The sequence below is a fragment of the Roseovarius sp. THAF9 genome (genome assembly GCF_009363715.1).
GTDB lineage: Bacteria > Pseudomonadota > Alphaproteobacteria > Rhodobacterales > Rhodobacteraceae > Roseovarius.
The window spans coordinates 723,828-740,703 of record NZ_CP045404.1; the positions used below are offsets into that span (position 1 = coordinate 723,828).

The window sequence follows — 16,876 nt, forward strand, 5'->3', positions numbered from 1 at the left end:
AACAAAGAGGACGTCTGGTGCGAATCCGTTTCGATCATGGCCCCGAGGGGAGCGAATGCGCGTTCGAGCGCCCGGTCGAGGTGATCTCGGCGCGGGAAGCGGAGGACGTGCCGGCAGCCTTGGAGGCGATGGATGCGGCGCGGGGCGCGGGCCTGTGGCTGGCGGGATTCGCCAGCTACGAGCTTGGCTATGCGTTGGAGCCGAAGCTGGCGCCGCTGATGCCGGGGCGGCGGCGGGTGCCGTTGTTGCAGTTCGGGGCGTTCGAGGGGCCGGAGGCGGCGGCGGCGTTGCCGGAGCCTGCCGGGCGGCTGGACCATTTCGTGCCATTGTGGTCGGAGGCGCGATACACGCAGGCGTTCGACGCGGTGCATGCCCATATCTGTGCGGGCGATTTCTATCAGGCGAACCTGACATTCGCCTGCATGATGGAGGCGGTGGGCGCGCCGGGTGAGATTTACGCCGCGCTGGCCGCGATACAGCCGGTGCGGTTCGGCGCGATGATCGAGGCCGAGGGGCTGCCCGCGATCCTGTCACGCTCGCCGGAGTTATTTTTCCGCACCGATGGCGCGGGCGGGATCGAGACCAAGCCGATGAAAGGCACCCAGCCGCGCAGCGAGGACGTGGACGAGGACGCGCGGCGCTGCCGGTTCCTGATGGAGGATGAAAAGAACCGGGCCGAGAACCTGATGATTGTGGATCTGTTGCGCAACGATCTGGGGCGGATCTGCGAGATCGGCAGTATCGAGGTGCCGGAGCTGTTCACGGTCGAAAGCTTGACGACGGTGCACCAGATGACCTCGCTTATCCGGGGGCGGATGCTGGAGGGCACGGCGTTGTCGGGGGTGTTCCGGGCGCTGTTTCCCTGCGGATCCATCACAGGGGCGCCCAAGATGCGGGCGATGGAGATATTGGCGGGGCTGGAGGACGGCGCGCGCGATGTCTATTGCGGTACCATCGGCTGGGCCGCGCCGGACGGGCGGTCGGAATTCAACGTGGCGATCCGCAGTTTGCTTGTGGAGCAGGGACGTGCGACGCTGAACGTGGGCGGCGGCGTGGTCTATGACAGCACCGCCGCGTCGGAATATGAGGAAGCCCTATGGAAAGCCCGCTTCGCCCGCCGGCTGATTCCGGATTTCGCCTGATCGAGACTGGACTGTGGACGCCTGAAGCAGGTTTGCGGCTGGCCGGTTTTCATCTTGATCGGCTGCGCGCGAGCGCGGCGCGGCTGAGGATCGAGATGGACGGGCTGGATGCGGCGCTTGAGGCGGTCGAGGCAGACCGGCCAAAGCGGTTGCGCCTGACGGTGGATGCGGGCGGGCAGGTGGAAGTCACGTTGCATGAGTTTACGCCTGAACCCGAAGGCCGGGCATGGCGGCTGGCGGTGTCCGAGACGCGATTGATCGCGACCGATCCGTGGCTGACAGTGAAGAGCACCGAGCGTCACCTGTATGACCGGACGCGGGCGAAGTTGCCCGAGGGGGTGGAGGAAGTGATCTTTCTCAACTCCGATGGCGCGGTCTGCGAGGGGACGATCACCAATATCTTTGTCGACCGGGGCGACGGGCTGGAGACGCCGTCGCTGAGTTCGGGCGTGCTGCCCGGCGTGTTGCGCGCAAGCCTGATCGCGGAGGGCCGGGCGCGCGAGGCGGTGCTGACGCCGGAAGACCTGACCGGGGCGCGGGCGCTTTACGTGGGCAACGCGCTGCGCGGGCTGATCCCGGCGCGGCTGGTCTGAGGTTTATTCCGCGGCGTGGCGCAGGTCTTTGGCGGCGTCTTCGCTGTAGAGGTAATCGCGTGTGAGCGGCACGGCGTCCTGCTGCCGCGACAGCTGGAACTGGAACACGACCTGGCTGTTGTAGCGGAACGTCGCCTCGCAGGCGATGAGGTAGTAGCGCCACATCCGGCAGAAGCGGTCGTCATATAGCTCGCGGGCGCGGTCGATATTGGCCATGAAACGGTCGTGCCAGTGGCGCAGGGTTTCGGCGTAGTGCAGGCGCCAAACCTCGATATCGCAGGAGTGCAGCTGGTTGACCTCGATGGCGCGGGTCGCCTCGGACAGGGCCGGACAATAGCCGCCGGGGAAAATGTACTTCAGGATCCAAGGGTTGGTGGTGCCGGGCTCGTCCGTGCGGCCGATAGTATGGATGAGGGCGACGCCGTCCTCGGCCAGAAGGTCGTGCACATTGCGGAAATATTCGCGGTAATGCGGCACGCCCACATGCTCGAACATGCCGACCGACACGATGCGGTCGAAGGTGCCGGTGACAGCGCGGTAGTCCATCAGGTGGAACTGGACCTTGTCGGACAGACCCGCCTCGGCGGCGCGGCGCGTGGCCAGTGCGTGCTGTTCTTCGGAGAGAGTGACGCCCACGACTTCGGCGCCGTAGTCGCGCGCCAGCGTCAGCGCCATGCCGCCCCAGCCGCAGCCGATATCCAGCACGCGCATTCCGGGTTTGAGCAAAAGCTTGCGGGCGATGTGGTGTTTCTTGGCCACCTGCGCCTCTTCCAGCGTCATGTCGGGGCGGGCAAAATAGGCGCAGGAATATTGGCGGTCTTCGTCCAAGAACAGATCGTAAAGCTCGCCAGAAAGGTCGTAGTGATGGGCGACGTTGGCGCGTGACCGTCCCACCGGGTTGAATTGTTTCAACCAGCGGCTGGCATGGCGCATGAGGCCCAGCGGGCGGTGGAACCATGGGCTGCCTTGCCGGGCGATGTTGTCGACCGCGAGGTTGAGAAAGCCGCGCAGGTCGTCGTCTTCGATTGTGATCGTGCCGTCCATGTAGCCTTCTCCGACGGCCAGTTCGGGCGACAGAATGATTTTGCGCGGCAAAGCAGGGTCGTGCAGCGTCATCGCAACCGATGGCGTGCCGCCGTCGCCATAGCGCCGCGTCGTACCGTCGGGATAGGTCAGGCTGAAATCGCCGTTTCGGAACAGATGTGTGACAAACACATCGAGCATCTTGGTCCACATGGCTCACCCCATTCTTGTCGCGCCCACAGAGGCGCATGTGCTGGTGTGAAACCTGCCGGTGTCGCGGTTTTCCCGCGTGTTTTCCGCTCGATAGCCGGAATCTTTGCGCAAAATTAACTTTCTGTAAATCTTTTAAGACGGGCCTTGGTTCCGCGCAGGCGGGAAATAGCCTTGCAGGCCTTGACTTTGCCGCCTTGCCAAGGTGTATCGGCGCGAACCGAATTGCACGCGAAATGGGCAGTTTCAGCCGCCCGGAGAGGACCTCATGCACGCATATCGCAGCCATACCTGCGCCGAGCTGACGAAATCGAATGTCGGGGACACCGTTCGCCTGTCGGGCTGGGTACACCGGATTCGCGATCATGGCGGGGTTCTGTTCATCGATCTGCGCGATCATTACGGCATGACGCAGGTGCTGTGCGATCCCGACAGCGCGGTGTTTTCCGAGGTCGAAAAGCTGCGCAGCGAGTGGTGCATCCGCATCGACGGCGAGGTGAAGGCGCGGGATGAGAGCCTTGTGAATCCCAAGATCAAGACAGGCGAGATCGAGGTCTTCATCCGCGACATGGAAGTGTTGGGCGGGGCCGGGGAATTGCCGCTGATCGTCTTCGGGGACCAGGAATACCCGGAAGAAACGCGGCTGCGCTATCGCTACCTAGACCTGCGGCGCGAGGCGATGCAGGAGAACATGAAGCTGCGCTCGGACGTGGTGGCCAGCATCCGGCGGCGGATGTGGGATATCGATTTCCGCGAGTACCAGACGCCGATCATCACCGCGTCGAGCCCCGAGGGCGCGCGCGACTTTCTGGTGCCCTCGCGCCTGCACCCGGGCAAGTTCTATGCGCTGCCGCAGGCGCCGCAGCAGTTCAAGCAGCTGATCATGGTCAGTGGCTTTGACAAGTATTTCCAGATCGCGCCGTGCTTTCGCGACGAGGACCCGCGCGCGGACCGCTCGCCCACGGATTTCTACCAGCTGGACATGGAGATGTCGTTTGTCGAGCAACAGGACGTGTTCGACACGATCCAGCCGGTGATCAAGGGCCTGTTCGAGGAGTTCGGCGGCGGTCGCGCGGTCGACCAGGAATGGCCGCAAATTTCGTACCGGGATGCGGCGCTGTGGTATGGCACCGACAAGCCGGACCTGCGCAACCCGATCAAGATGCAGGATGTGAGCGAGCATTTCCGCGGCTCGGGCTTTGCCATCTTCGCCAAGCTGCTGGAGCAGGATGGCACGGAAATTCGCGCCATTCCCGCACCCTCGGGCGGCAGCCGCAAGTTCTGTGACCGGATGAATGCGTTTGCCCAGAAAGAGGGCCTGCCGGGGATGGGGTATATTTTCTGGCGGGACCAGGGTGACGGGATGGAAGCCGCAGGGCCGCTGGCCAAGAATATCGGGCCGGAGCGGACGGAAGCCATTCGCGAGCAGCTGGGGCTGGGCGTGGGCGATGCGGCGTTCTTCCTCGGTGGCAAGCCGGCCGCGTTCGAGCGCGTGGCGGGCAAGGCGCGGGTGACGATCGGCGAGGAACTGGGGCTGACGGACGAGAACCGCTTTGCCTTTGCCTGGATCGTCGATTTCCCGATGTACGAGGCGGATGAAGAGTCGGGCGAGATCGACTTTTCGCACAACCCGTTCTCGATGCCGCAGGGCGGGATCGAGGCGCTGGAGGGCGACCCGCTGGAGGTTCTGGGGTATCAGTACGACCTGAGTTGCAACGGTTATGAGCTGGTTTCGGGCGCGATCCGGAACCACAAGCTGGAGACGATGATCAAGGCGTTCGAACTGGCGGGCTATGACGAGGCGGAAGTGCGTAAGCGGTTCGGCGGCATGGTCAATGCGTTCCAGTACGGCGCGCCGCCGCACGGGGGCTGTGCCGCGGGGATCGACCGGATCGTGATGCTGCTGGCGGACGAGCAAAACATTCGCGAGGTCATCATGTTCCCGATGAACCAGCGGGCCGAGGACCTGATGATGAATGCGCCCTCCGAGCCGACGAGCGACCAGTTGATGGAGTTGGGCCTGCGGGTGATCCCGCAGGAGGATTGAGCAGGCGCGGGGTGGGTTTTCACCCATCCTAAGTGACTGGTGAGAGGTCCCGGATCAAGTCCGGGACAGGGGTGCCGGAATGTCGCTTGCCGTCTCAGTCTTCCAGGCTGTCCTCACGCTTGTCGTCGATCAGTTTGCGTTCCTTCGACTTGCGATCTTCGAACCGCTGGCCGTAGCCTTCGATCTCGTCTTCGGGGATCACTTCCTGAGCGCGGGCAAAGACCTCGTCCTCTTCCTCGTCCATGTGGTGTTCGTAATCGTGTTTCAGCGTCTTGAAGCGGTTGAGCCAACCGGGTGAGGCCATGTCCGTTTCGTTCAGCTCTTCCATGATGTCGTCAAGTTGCTGATGTTCATGGACCGAGTGGCGGGCGGCGTCCTGGCCCCAGGTCTTGGAGATGAGCTTGGAATAGAACGTCTCTTCCTCGGCCGCCGCATGGGACTTCACGTCTTCGTAGAATTCCTGCCACGCGGACTTGCGGTCGTCGCTGTCGCCGGAGGTGTCTTCGATCCGGTTCAGCAGGGCGCGGTGGTTGTCGTGATCGGCGCGGATGGCGTCGTAGATATTGGGCATTGGCTGGTCCTCGGGATTGGCTTTCGGGAGCGAACGCGCGGCATGGCAAGGGGGTTCCCGATCGATGCGTAACTTGTTGCCGAGCCGCGAGGGGAGATGGAGCATGGCGCGTGGGATCCTGTAGGATGTCCCCCATATGAATCGCATGCTCGTTGCCGGAGAAAATGCCGATGCCGTTTGAGCCCAACCGCGCTGCTATTCGATTTGGCTGTGGTCTTTCGCCGAAGATCGCTGCGCCGTTGAATGTGGACGCGATGCTGGCCGCGCTGGAGGGGCCGGACCGCGCGGCAGAGCGGTTTCCGGTGGCCGGGTTCGAAGTGGTGGGACGCGCCACAATTGCCGTACAGCAGGCCGGGCGTGATTTCCGCAACGCCAAGAGCGAAGACGCGCGCGTCGCAGCACGTGAGGCGCGGAAAATGCACCTTCGCGGCCTGCGCGAAAAGGCCGGAGGTTGGGTTCGCAATGTGCTGTTGCGGCGGGCGTTGGCGCAGGACGGGTTCCGTGAACGGCTGGCATTCTTCTGGTCAGACCATTTCACCGCGGTTGGCCGTGCGGGGCCGCTCAGCCTAGGCTACCTGCCCTATGTGGAGGATGCGATCCGCCCGTATCTTGACGGGCGTTTTGCAGACATGTTGAAGGCTGTGATCACGCATCCGCATATGCTGATCTATTTCAAGCAGCATGTCACGGTAGGGCCCAACAGTGCCTTGGGCCAGCGTCGAAATCTGTCCCGGGACCTGAACGAAAATCTTGGGCGGGAACTGATCGAGCTGCACACGCTGGGAGTTGGGGCGGAGTATAGCCAAGCGGATGTGCGTGCCCTTGCGGAATTGCTGACGGGGATGTCCGTTGAACGCGAGACGAAATTCATGTTCCGACCGCGCTTTGCCGAACCTGGTGCGCACAAGGTGCTCGGCCGGGTCTATGGCGGCGCGGAGCTGTCTTTCGACAGGGTCGCGGCTGTGTTGGAGGACCTGGCCGCGCATCCGGCGACGGCGGCGCATCTTGCGCGCAAGCTGGCGGTGCATTTCACAGGTGACAGCCCAGATCCCGACATGGTTCGCACGATGGCCGAAGCCTACCGCGCCAGCGATGGGCACTTGTTGGAGGTCTACCAAGCCATGCTGAGGCATCCGGCGGCATGGCACGCCGGGCCGGGCAATGTGAAGCAGCCGATCGATTTCGTCGGCTCCAGTTTACGGGCCTTGGGTATTGCGCCTCGTCACGTGCCGGACGACCATCGCAAACTGAACCAGATCGTGCTGGGACCGATGGTGTTGATGGGCCAGACCTGGGGTGCGCCGCTGGGGCCGGATGGCTGGCCCGAGGCGGATACGGCGTGGATCACGCCGCAGCGGATGGCCGCGCGCCTGCAGTGGGGCATGACGGTGCCGTTCCGCCTGATGCGGCTGTTGCCGGACCCGCGCGAATTCGTCGAGGCTGCGCTGGGCCCGGATGCGCCGGAGCCGGTGCGCTTCGCCGCGAAGGCAGCGGAAACGCACGCCGAGGGCGTGGGGCTGGTGCTGGCGTCGCCGGCGTTCCAGAGAATGTAGGACAGGAGACCCGAGCATGACCGATACCTCACGTCGCGCGTTTCTTGGCCGGAGCCTTGCGCTGGGCTGTTCGCTGGCGGCCAGCCCGCTGGTGACGCCGGTGACCATGGCCAGCGCGCCGTGGGACACACGGCTGGTGGTGATCATCCTGCGCGGGGCGATGGACGGGCTAGACGTGGTGCGCCCGGTGGGCGATCCGGGCTATGCCGCGTTGCGGGGCGAGGCCGCGCCGCAGGGCGGTCTGGCGCTGGACGGCATGTTCGCGCTGCATCCCGGATTGTCCGGGCTGATGCCGCTTTGGGAGAAGGGCGAGCTGGGGTTCGTGCACGCTGTTTCGACGCCTTATCGCGACAAGCGCAGCCATTTCGACGGGCAGGACATTCTGGAGGCCGGCACGGGGCAGGACGCGCTGGGCGGTCAGCGCGACGGATGGCTGAACCGGATGTTGCAGGCGATGCCGGGGATCACCGCCGAGACGGCCTATGCGGTTGGGCGCGAGGACATGCTGATCCTGTCGGGGGACGCGCCGGTGGCGAACTGGTCGCCCGAGGCGGCGCTGGCGCTGAGCCCGCAGGCGCAGCGGCTTCTGGAGAGGGTGATGCATGACGACCCGCTGTTTCGCGCGACATTGGACGAGGCGATTGCCCTGTCGCAGACCGGTATGGCGGAGCTTGCGGGGGGCGGCACGCTGGACGCCGCTGACATGATGAACGCGATGCAGGACAACATGCGTCCCACGCGCGACCGTGACCGCGTGGGCAGCGTTGTGCGCTTTGCCGCCGAGCGGTTGCGGGGCGACAGCCGGATCGCGGCCTTTTCGCTGAACGGGTTCGACACCCATGCGCACCAGGAGCGGCATCTGGCGCGCGCGCTGGCGCCTTTGCAGGAGGCGGTTCTGACCTTGCGCGACGAGCTGGGCGATGTCTGGGGCAAGACGGCGGTGCTTGCGATGACGGAATTCGGACGCACGGCGCGGCTGAACGGCAGTCGGGGCACCGATCACGGCACGGCGGGGGCGATGCTGCTGGCGGGCGGGGCGATTCGCGGCGGGCAGGTTCTGGGCGACTGGCCGGGGCTGGCGGAGGCGAACCTGTACCAGCGCCGTGATTTGATGCCGACGCGGGACGTGCGCGCCATCGCGGGCTGGGCGATGCGCGGGCTTTTCGGGCTTGATCGGGCGCATGTGGAGGGCACGATCTTTCCCGGGCTGGAGTTGGGGGCCGACCCGAAACTGATCCTGTGACGTTTCGCTTTCCACTCAGAGCCGTGTCTGGCTATTGTCCGGCGGGAAAGATGAGGCGCAGATGACAGATGACCGCCCGGTGGGGCCGAAGATCCCCGATTGGACTGTGCCGCCGGTGCCGGGCATGGCGCCGTTGGAGGGACGCTACGTGCGGCTCGAGGCACTGGATGCGGATCGCCATGCCGCGATCCTGTTCAAGGCTTTCGACGGGCATGACCATGTGTGGGATTACATGCCGGTGGGGCCGTTTGCCTCGGCCGCGCAGTTTCACCGCTGGATGCGGGACGAGACGGCCAAGACAACGATCCTGTTCTACGCGATCTATGACAAGGACCGGGGCGCCTATGGCGGGTTCGCGTCTTACCTGCGGATCAAGCCCGAGTCGGGGTCGATCGAGGTGGGCTTCATCGCCATGGCGCCGCAGCTTCAACGGACGCGGGCGGCGACCGAGGCGATGTTCCTGATGATGCAATGGGCGTTCGACGCCGGTTACCGGCGGTACGAGTGGAAATGCGACGCGCTGAACATGCCCTCGCGACGGGCGGCGCAACGATTCGGCTTTACCTTCGAGGGGGTGTTCGTGCAGGCCTCGGTGGTCAAGGGCCGCAACCGTGACACCGCCTGGTTCGCCGTCATCGACAAGGACTGGCCGGCCCTGATGGAAGCCTACCAGTTCTGGCTGGCGCCGGAGAATTTCGACCAGGACGGCCGCCAGAGAGAACGGCTGGCCGACCTGACGCGGCTGGTGCGCCGGGGCGGCGACCCGGCGCAGGGGGGCTGACACGCCCCGGTTTGCAGGGGATCAGATGGCGACCCGCCGGCTGATCCGGTCCTGAACCATCGCGATCAGTGCTTTGACCGTGGCGTTGGGCGTGCGCCCGCGGGCGCGAAGCTCTGCCAGGTCGTTCGTGGCCTGCAAGAGCGCTTTGTCGTCGGCCGAACGGGCGACGCCATCGAGAAACTGCGCCACGTAATCCAGTACCGGGCCATCGCGATGATCTTCCAGCAGGTTGGCGGCATGGTTCATGTCGTCGCGATAGGCCATCGGGTCCGGCGTGATTTGAACCTGCGCCACAGCGCGGGGGCCGGCGGGACGGTAGGTTTCGGGCAGGGCCGCCAACACGCCCTGCTGAAAGGCCGCGAGGCTGTCGAGCGGTTTGTCGAGAAAACCGTCGGCGCCGGCGTTGATCGCCTCGGCCGCCATGTCGGTATTGCCGCTGAGCCCCAGAAGGCCTGTGACGCGTGGAATGGCCGAGGCCAGTTCCGCGATCAGGTCGAGGCCGGAGCCGTCGGGCAGGCCCAGATCGACGATGACCACGGAGGGGCGATAGACCGAAAGGTGCCGCCGCGCCGAGCGCAGGCAGTCGGCCCGTCGGATACGCGCCCCGCTGCGCAGGCACATCAGGCGGATCGCCTCGCAGGCGTATCGGCTGTCCTCGACCACGAGGATGGTCAAGCCCAGAAGCGGGCGTCGGGCAGTCGGCGTCTTGGTAAGTGTCAGGCTGTCATTTTCATCCATTGTGCTGCTCCATTCCGGCACCAGGTGAGTCGAAGCTAGGCAGGGTTGGCTAACGAAGGGTTAAGCGGTCGGTGAAAATTTTCGGGATGGCATGATTTGGCAGGTTGCGTCGGCGTGTCGCTTGCCCCCGGCGCACGTGCGGCCCATAACGTGGGCAAGAATTGACAGACCAAGGAGAGCGCCATGATCGGACGCCTTAACCACGTGGCAATTGCCGTGCCCGACCTCGAGGCGGCGGCGGACCAGTACCGCACCGCGCTGGGCGCCAATGTGGGCGCGCCGCAGGACGAGCCGGATCACGGGGTTACCGTGATCTTTATCGAGTTGCCGAATACCAAGATCGAGCTGCTGTATCCGTTGGGCGAGGACAGCCCGATCAACGGGTTCCTGGAAAAGAACCCGGCGGGGGGCATTCACCATGTCTGTTACGAGGTCGAGGACATCATCGCCGCGCGCGACCACCTGAAGGAAAGCGGGGCGCGGGTGCTGGGTAGCGGCGAGCCCAAGATCGGCGCGCATGGCAAGCCGGTGCTGTTCCTGCATCCCAAGGATTTCAACGGCTGTCTGGTCGAACTGGAGCAGGTCTGATGGGCATTGCGTCGGGTATCGTTCTGTTTCTTGTGATCTGGTTCATGACTTTCCTCGTTGCCTTGCCGATCCGGATCCAGACACAAGGCGAGGCGGGCACGACCGTGGAGGGCACGCACAAGGGCTCGCCCGAGAAGCATCACCTGCGTAAGAAATTCAAGATCGTGACGGCGGTGGCCTTTGTGCTGTGGGCGATTGCCGCCTATATCATTCTGGGCGGGGTAATCACGGTGGAAGACATCGACTTTTTCGGCACGATGTCGGGCGCGCGGAACTGAGCATGTCGCTCAAAAGTGGGAACCGGTTTTGAGCTTCTCGGACATGCGGCTGCAAAGACTCATAGCGGCAGGGCCGTGGTGTCCTTGATTTCCTCCATTACAAAGCTGGCCGAAACGTCGCGCATCGGCACGCGGGCGACGAGCGCCTGATAGAGGCGGTCGTAATCGGCCATGTCGGCCACGCGGGCGCGGATCAGGTAATCGAGATCGCCGGTCATCCGGAAGACGCCCATGATTTCCGGCATGGCGCGGGTGGCGCGGGCAAATGCATCGAGCCACTCGGCGTCATGCTGGGCGGCGCGGACCTGGATGAAAACGGTGAGGCCGAGGTTCAGCTTGGCGGCATCCAGAAGCGTGACGCGGGCGCGAATGATGCCGGCCTCCTCCATCGTCTTGATGCGGCGCCAGCAGGCGTTGCGCGAAAGCCCGACGCGGGCGCCGATGTCCTCAAGGCCGAGGGCGGCGTCGCGTTGCAATTCGCGCAGGATTTTTCTGTCAAGGTTGTCGATTTTCCACATAATAGGACTTTAGTGGGAAAGTCTCGCAAATAACAAGGATTTTAGTCAAAGATTGAGAAAACGTCTCGAAGAGGTGCTGCTAGGTTGTTGAAAGCCGAACAACAGGAGGCTTCCATGCTGACCCGTCTTTTCCTTTCCCATCCGCAGAAGGTCGATGAGACCTATTTGGAACATGCCCGGTTCGCGGGATCGTTTAGCGTTAAACTATTTGTCGCCGGGGTCTGTGCCCTGGTCCATGCGGTTCTGCCCTTCGCGTTCGAGAAGACGGCCAGCCGGATGATCGCGGAGATGTATGCCAAGACGCATGGGCGGGGAAAATAAGGGCGCAGGGGCGCGTGGGTTTCACCCACCCGCCGGATTTAGTTCGCAATATAGCGCTTGCGGTTATGGTTAAAGGTGATCACGAGGTTGAGCACCAATGCGCCCAAGAGCGACCAGCCCACCACGCTGAGCGGGAACAGGAGCGCGGCGACCGTGAAGATCACGGCGTCGGTCATCAGCTGGACGTAGCCCGCGCGGAAGCCTGTCTTCTCCTGCACCCAGAAGGCCACGACGCCAAGCCCGCCGAGCGAGCTTTTGTGGCGAAACATCGCTAGAAGCCCCATGCCGACCGTCGCGCCGAAGATCACCGCGCCGAGGGCGGGGTGCAGGTGGTCGATGGTGAAGCCGAGCGGAAGGAGATCGGTGACAACAGAGAGCAGCGCGACCGAGACGAGTGATTTCACGGTGAATTCCAGCCCGAGCTTGCCATAGGCCAGCGCGTAGAAGGGCAGGTTGATGAGGAAAAAGACCACGCCGAAGGACCACCCCGAAAGATAGCTGAGGATAACGGCCACGCCGGCGGTCTGGCCGGTGATAAGGCCCACGGTCGTTAGGATGTGGATGCCGACCCCGCAGAGGATCACGCCGAGGGCGATGCCTTGGGTGTCTTCGATCGGGGAATGGGGTACGGTGGGAGGGTCGGTGCTGTTCATCCGGGTGAGATAGGGCAGGCAGGCTGTCATTTCCACGCAGACGTGCCGCGATGCCCCCGTCTTTCGGGCCGATGCCGGATAAAGTTGCGTATCGTTCAAAGGTTGGACAGGTCTTGTAAAAAAAGCCGCCCCGGTGTCCGGCCGGGGCGGCTTTGATTTTACTATAGGCGGCCGGTTATTTGCCGATGATGCCATTCAGCGTGGGGCTGGGGCGCATCACGGCTGCAAGGCGGCCTTCGTCGGGGTGGTAGTAGCCGCCGATATCCGCCGGGCTGCCCTGGGCCGCGGCGAGTTCCGAGACGATCTGGGCCTCGTTCTCGGCCAGCGCCTCGGCCATCGGCGCGAATTCCTCGGCCAGTTTGGGATCTTTAGTTTGCGCGGCCAGCGCCTCGGCCCAGTAGCGGGCGAACCAGTAGTGGCTGTCGCGGTTGTCGGGCTCGCCGACTTTGCGCGAGGGCGAGCGGTTGTGGTCGAGGATGCCTTGGGTGGCTTCCTCGATGGTCTCGCCGAGGATGCGGGCGCGAGCGTTGTCTTTGGTCTCGCCCAGGAACTTGAAGCTTTCGCCAAGAGCGCAGAACTCGCCAAGGCTGTCCCAGCGCAGATGGTTTTCCGACTGCAACTGCTGAACGTGCTTGGGCGCGGAGCCGCCAGCGCCGGTCTCGAACAGGCCGCCACCATTCATCAGCTTCACGATCGACAGCATCTTGGCCGAGGTGGCCAGTTCGAGGATCGGGAAGAGGTCGGTGAGGTAGTCGCGCAGCACGTTGCCGGTGATGGCGATGGTGTTTTCGCCCTTGGTAATGGTTTCCAGTGACGCGCGGGTGGCCTCGCGCGGGGCCATGATCTCGAACTTGTCGGCGACGCCTTTGGATTCGAGGATGGGCTTCACGAAGGAAATCAGCTCGGCATCGTGGGCGCGATTTTCATCGAGCCAGAAGATCGCGCGGTAGCCCGTGGCCTTCTGACGTTCGATGGCGAGGTTAACCCAATCCTCGATCGGGGCCTTGCGGGCCGAGGCGGAACGCCAGATGTCGCCTTTCTTCACGTCATGCGAATGCAGCACGGTGCCGTCGTCGAGGATCATCTTGACGGTGCCGTCCTCGGGGATCTCGAAGGTGGTGGGGTGGGAGCCGTATTCCTCGGCTTTTTGCGCCATGAGGCCCAGGTTCTGAACGGTGCCAGCGGTGGCGGGGTCCAGTTTTCCGTTTTCCTTGAAGAACTTGATGGTCTCGTCATAGACCGGCGCGTAAGAGCTGTCGGGGATGACGCAGACGGCGTCGTGTTCCTTGTTGTCCGGGCCCCAGCCCTTGCCGCCCGAGCGGATGAGCGCGGGCATGGAGGCGTCGATGATGACGTCGGACGGCACGTGCAGGTTGGTGATGCCGCGGTCGCTGTCGACCATGTACATGGGCGGGCGCGCGGCACGGCAGTCCTCGATGGCGGCCATGATTTCGGCGTCGTCCTTCACGCGCTCCAAAAGGTCGCCCATGCCGGAGGCGGGGTTTACGCCCAGCTCCTTCATCCGGTCGCCGTATTTGTCGAACACCGGTTTCAGCCATTCCTTGACCGCGTGGCCGAAGATGATGGGGTCGGAGACCTTCATCATGGTGGCCTTCATGTGGAGGGAAAAGAGCACGCCCTCTTCCTTGGTCTTTTGGATCTCGTTGGCGAGGAAGGCGTCGAGGGCCGAGGCACTCATGTAGGTGGCGTCCACGACAGTGCCGGCGGGATAGCTGACGCCGTCCTTGAGGACGGTTTCGCCGTTGGTGCCTTCGAGCACGATTTTCGCGGTGGCGGCGCCGTCGAGCGTGGCGGATTTCTCGTTCGAGAAAAAGTCGTTGGCGTCCATCGAGGCCACGCGCGTCTTGCTGTCCGACGACCAGTCGCCCATGCGGTGCGGGTTGTTCTGGGCGTATTTCTTGACCGGCGCGGCGGCGCGGCGGTCGGAGTTGCCTTCGCGCAGGACGGGGTTCACAGCCGAGCCCTTGATCGCGTCATAGCGGGCGCGGACCTCTTTTTCTTCGTCGGTTTCCGGCGTCTCGGGGTAATCGGGAATATTATAGCCCTGACCCTGAAGTTCGCGCACGGCGGCGACGAGCTGTGGCACGGAGGCCGAGATGTTGGGCAGCTTGATGACGTTGGCGCCGGGTTGCTTGACCAGTTCGCCCAAGGCGGCGAGGTCGTCGGAGACGCGCTGGTCGTCTTTCAGGTGATCGGGGAAGGTGGCGAGGATGCGCCCCGCCAGCGAGATGTCGCGGGTGCCGACGGTGATGTCGGCGGCGGTGGCGAAACTTTGGATGATGGGCAGGAGGGACGCGCTGGCCAGCTCGGGGGCCTCGTCGACCTTGGTGTAGACGATATCGGGATTGGAGGTGTCGGCCATCGGAAATACCTTTCGATCAGGACATGACAAAGCGTGAGTCTTGCGCGCGTCATAGACCATGAAAGCGGTTTTGACCAGACGGTATGCGACAGTATACCGATTAAATTGTCGGCGGTCAGTGTACGGGGCTTTGCTCTCGGTCCAGCTTGCGCATGAATTGGGTTAGCAGGAGCGCCAAGCTGGCGAAGATCGCGACACCGATCAAGAGTGGCAGGGGGGTGCCGTTGAAGGCGAGGCCCACCGGGACGGCCAGCAGGATCGAGCCAACGGTAGCGAGACCGGCGGTGATCGAGGCAGCCATGCCCGCAATATGACCCAGCGGTTCCAGCGCGAGGGCGTTGAGGTTGCCCAAGGTCAGACCGATCTGGAAGAACACCGTGACCTGCCAGACGAAGTAGACCGGGAAGCTGCCGTAGCCGGAAAGGAAAGCGGCCAACACTGCGAGGGTCAGCCCGGACTCGATCATCAGGGCCATCTGGATCAGGCGGCGCATGCCCAGCCGCATCACGAGAGCGGCGTTCACGACGCTGCCGACTGCAGCGACGGCGGCAATGGCGGCGAACCAGAAGGGAAATTCCTCGGCCCGGTCATAGGTGACGTCCATGATCTGCTGGATCGAGCTGATCGAGGAAAAGAGCATGGCAAAGCAAAGCGTCTGCACGGCCATGGACAGGCGCACCATGGGATAGCGGAAGACCTCGGCGGCGGCGCCCAACAGCTTTTGCGGGCGGAAGGCGACGCGGCGGTCATGAGGCAAAGGTTCGGGCAGGCGGGCGGCCATCCAGAGCACGCTGATGCCCGAGAAGACGAGGAAAGAGACGAAGATGCCGCGCCATTCATAGAGTGCTATGATGCCTGCGCCCGCCATTGGGGCGATGGCAGGGACAAGGGTGAAGACCAGCATGATGAAGCTCATCAGCCGGGCCATTTCGCGGCCCTTGTAGAGATCGCGGATTATGGCCATGGCGACGACCCGCGCCGCGGCGGCGCCCAGCCCCTGCAGCACGCGGGCGGCCAACACTGTTTCGAGCGTAGGCGCCAGAAGGGCCAGCAGCGCACCGGCGCAATAGACGCCCGCGCCGTAGATGATGACCCGCTTGCGGCCGTAGGCATCGGACAGCGCGCCGACGAAGAACGTGCCAACGCCGAGGCCCAGCACGAAGCTGCCGATCACCAGCTGCGCCTGGTTCGGCGCGTCGGGCGACAGCTCGGCCCCGATGGCGGGCAGGGCGGGCAGCATGGCGTCGATGGTATAGGCGACCGTGGCCACCAGCATCGCCATCATCGCCACGAATTCGGCCCGTCCGATGACGGGTGCGGCGGAGGCGGCGGGATGGTCGGTGGGGGCGGTCATGACCGGGCGCTATCACGGTGCCGGGATGTGCGCCAGAGCGAGGCATGCACAGAGAGGGGGCCGTTTTCGCACAGCCCTGTCAGTCGTCGGGGCGGCGGTCGATATTGGCTTGTGAGCGTTCCTCGTCCGAAGGGCGGGGCGGGCCATGATGCAGCTTGCCCACCAGCCATTCGGTGTGTTCCTCGCGCTTGCGCATGGCGAAGGCGCCGATCTGTTGCACGGCGATGGCAAAGACGCCAAGGCCCACGAAAATAAAGACCGTGGTGCCGATCTTGCCCGCCGCCGTGGCCGGAACGAGGCTGCCGTAGCCCACGGTCGAAAGGGTGATGACGGTGAAGAAATAGCTGTCGAGCCAACTCCATCCTTCGATGTAGTGAAAGAACACAGTGCCGCCGAGGATGATGCCAGGCAGGGTCGAGAGTAGCAAAAGAAGTCGCAATCCGCGCATGTCAGCCCTCCATTCGGTGTCGCCCTCCCCAAAGGAACAGGGCTGCCGCCCAAATGGCAAGCTCTGCGAGGAAAATCGGGTGCAGGATAAAGCTGAGGATCCAGTGGCTGTGGACGGCGGGAACGGTGACGAGGTGGAAGAAACGGTCCGAGTATGGCCAGAGCCACTTGATGTCGCCTGCCAAGGTGTCGAGCAGCAGGTGCACGATGATCGAGGCGAAGAACGCGAACGCCGGGCGAGACCAGCAAGGACCGCGCGACGCGGCAGTGGCAGAAAGATGGCGGCGATCGCCGCCCAGAAGGCGGGTATGTGGACCCAGTAGTGATGATGGTGCAAGGCACGGTCGTCCACAAGGTAGAACCAGATCAGATCGAGGTCGGGCAGGATGCCACCAAGCATAGCGGACCAGAGGACCGGCCCCGAGTGGGCGAA

Annotated in this window: 17 protein-coding genes; 9 read left to right on the forward strand and 8 right to left on the reverse strand. The window is 63.9% G+C overall.

Translation table 11 applies throughout. The features are described 5' to 3' along the window. The first annotated feature begins 17 nt into the window (after positions 1-17). Both FIU86_RS03645 and FIU86_RS03650 read left to right on the forward strand, forming a co-directional pair. On the forward strand, positions 18-1,142 hold the full coding sequence (locus FIU86_RS03645) for an aminodeoxychorismate synthase component I (RefSeq protein WP_152473820.1): 1,125 nt from the start codon (positions 18-20) through the stop codon (positions 1,140-1,142). Further along, positions 1,097-1,735, forward strand: a complete 639-nt coding sequence (locus tag FIU86_RS03650; protein ID WP_152473821.1) for an aminotransferase class IV family protein — start codon at positions 1,097-1,099, stop codon at positions 1,733-1,735. The genes FIU86_RS03645 and FIU86_RS03650 overlap by 46 nt, the downstream gene beginning before the upstream one ends. 3 nt (positions 1,736-1,738) lie before the next feature. Here FIU86_RS03650 and FIU86_RS03655 read toward each other — a convergent pair whose 3' ends face one another. Further along, entirely contained in the window at positions 1,739-2,971 is a 1,233-nt protein-coding gene (locus FIU86_RS03655; RefSeq protein ID WP_152473822.1) for a cyclopropane-fatty-acyl-phospholipid synthase family protein, read from the reverse strand. 265 nt (positions 2,972-3,236) lie between these two features. Between FIU86_RS03655 and aspS the strand changes: the two genes are divergently transcribed. Further along, on the forward strand, positions 3,237-5,015 hold the full coding sequence (gene aspS, locus FIU86_RS03660) for an aspartate--tRNA ligase (RefSeq protein WP_152473823.1): 1,779 nt from the start codon (positions 3,237-3,239) through the stop codon (positions 5,013-5,015). A 94-nt stretch (positions 5,016-5,109) separates the two neighbouring features. Here the strand turns inward: aspS and FIU86_RS03665 are convergent, their stop codons facing one another. After that, positions 5,110-5,586, reverse strand: coding sequence for a hemerythrin domain-containing protein (locus tag FIU86_RS03665; RefSeq protein WP_152473824.1), 477 nt, complete (start codon positions 5,584-5,586; stop codon positions 5,110-5,112). A 170-nt stretch (positions 5,587-5,756) separates the two neighbouring features. On the opposite strand from FIU86_RS03665, the gene FIU86_RS03670 reads away from it, so the two are divergent. The 3 genes from FIU86_RS03670 (at position 5,757) to FIU86_RS03680 (ending at position 9,163) form a co-directional block, all read left to right on the forward strand. After that, positions 5,757-7,139, forward strand: a complete 1,383-nt coding sequence (locus FIU86_RS03670; RefSeq protein WP_152473825.1) for a DUF1800 family protein — start codon at positions 5,757-5,759, stop codon at positions 7,137-7,139. Positions 7,140-7,155: 16 nt separating this feature from the next. Continuing rightward, positions 7,156-8,382, forward strand: a complete 1,227-nt coding sequence (locus tag FIU86_RS03675; protein ID WP_152473826.1) for a DUF1501 domain-containing protein — start codon at positions 7,156-7,158, stop codon at positions 8,380-8,382. Between the two features lie 61 nt (positions 8,383-8,443). Next, positions 8,444-9,163, forward strand: a complete 720-nt coding sequence (locus FIU86_RS03680; protein WP_152473827.1) for a GNAT family N-acetyltransferase — start codon at positions 8,444-8,446, stop codon at positions 9,161-9,163. A 21-nt stretch (positions 9,164-9,184) separates the two neighbouring features. Here FIU86_RS03680 and FIU86_RS03685 read toward each other — a convergent pair whose 3' ends face one another. Beyond that, on the reverse strand, positions 9,185-9,901 hold the full coding sequence (locus tag FIU86_RS03685; RefSeq protein WP_152473828.1) for a response regulator: 717 nt from the start codon (positions 9,899-9,901) through the stop codon (positions 9,185-9,187). 183 nt (positions 9,902-10,084) lie between these two features. Between FIU86_RS03685 and mce the strand changes: the two genes are divergently transcribed. Then, entirely contained in the window at positions 10,085-10,489 is a 405-nt protein-coding gene (gene mce / locus FIU86_RS03690) for a methylmalonyl-CoA epimerase (RefSeq protein ID WP_152473829.1), read from the forward strand. Next, positions 10,489-10,767 (forward strand): DUF1467 family protein, encoded by a 279-nt coding sequence (locus FIU86_RS03695; protein WP_152473830.1) that lies wholly within the window; start codon positions 10,489-10,491, stop codon positions 10,765-10,767. Before mce ends, FIU86_RS03695 begins: the two co-directional genes overlap by 1 nt. A 59-nt stretch (positions 10,768-10,826) precedes the next feature. Here FIU86_RS03695 and FIU86_RS03700 read toward each other — a convergent pair whose 3' ends face one another. Then, positions 10,827-11,285 (reverse strand): Lrp/AsnC family transcriptional regulator, encoded by a 459-nt coding sequence (locus FIU86_RS03700; RefSeq protein ID WP_152473831.1) that lies wholly within the window; start codon positions 11,283-11,285, stop codon positions 10,827-10,829. 114 nt (positions 11,286-11,399) lie between these two features. Here FIU86_RS03700 and FIU86_RS03705 point away from each other — a divergent pair, with 114 nt between their 5' ends. Further along, entirely contained in the window at positions 11,400-11,606 is a 207-nt protein-coding gene (locus FIU86_RS03705; protein ID WP_152473832.1) for a DUF6356 family protein, read from the forward strand. A 38-nt stretch (positions 11,607-11,644) separates the two neighbouring features. Here FIU86_RS03705 and FIU86_RS03710 read toward each other — a convergent pair whose 3' ends face one another. The 4 genes from FIU86_RS03710 to FIU86_RS03725 form a co-directional block, all read right to left on the reverse strand. Continuing rightward, complete coding sequence (locus FIU86_RS03710; protein WP_254703993.1) at positions 11,645-12,289, reverse strand: YitT family protein; 645 nt, start codon at positions 12,287-12,289, stop codon at positions 11,645-11,647. A 145-nt stretch (positions 12,290-12,434) separates the two neighbouring features. Next, positions 12,435-14,642, reverse strand: coding sequence for an NADP-dependent isocitrate dehydrogenase (locus FIU86_RS03715; RefSeq protein ID WP_152473833.1), 2,208 nt, complete (start codon positions 14,640-14,642; stop codon positions 12,435-12,437). A 115-nt stretch (positions 14,643-14,757) separates the two neighbouring features. Then, positions 14,758-15,996: an MFS transporter gene (locus FIU86_RS03720; protein WP_152473834.1), complete on the reverse strand. Its 1,239-nt coding sequence runs from the start codon at positions 15,994-15,996 to the stop codon at positions 14,758-14,760. A 79-nt stretch (positions 15,997-16,075) separates the two neighbouring features. Further along, entirely contained in the window at positions 16,076-16,444 is a 369-nt protein-coding gene (locus FIU86_RS03725; protein WP_152473835.1) for a potassium channel family protein, read from the reverse strand. Positions 16,445-16,876 lie beyond the last annotated feature (432 nt).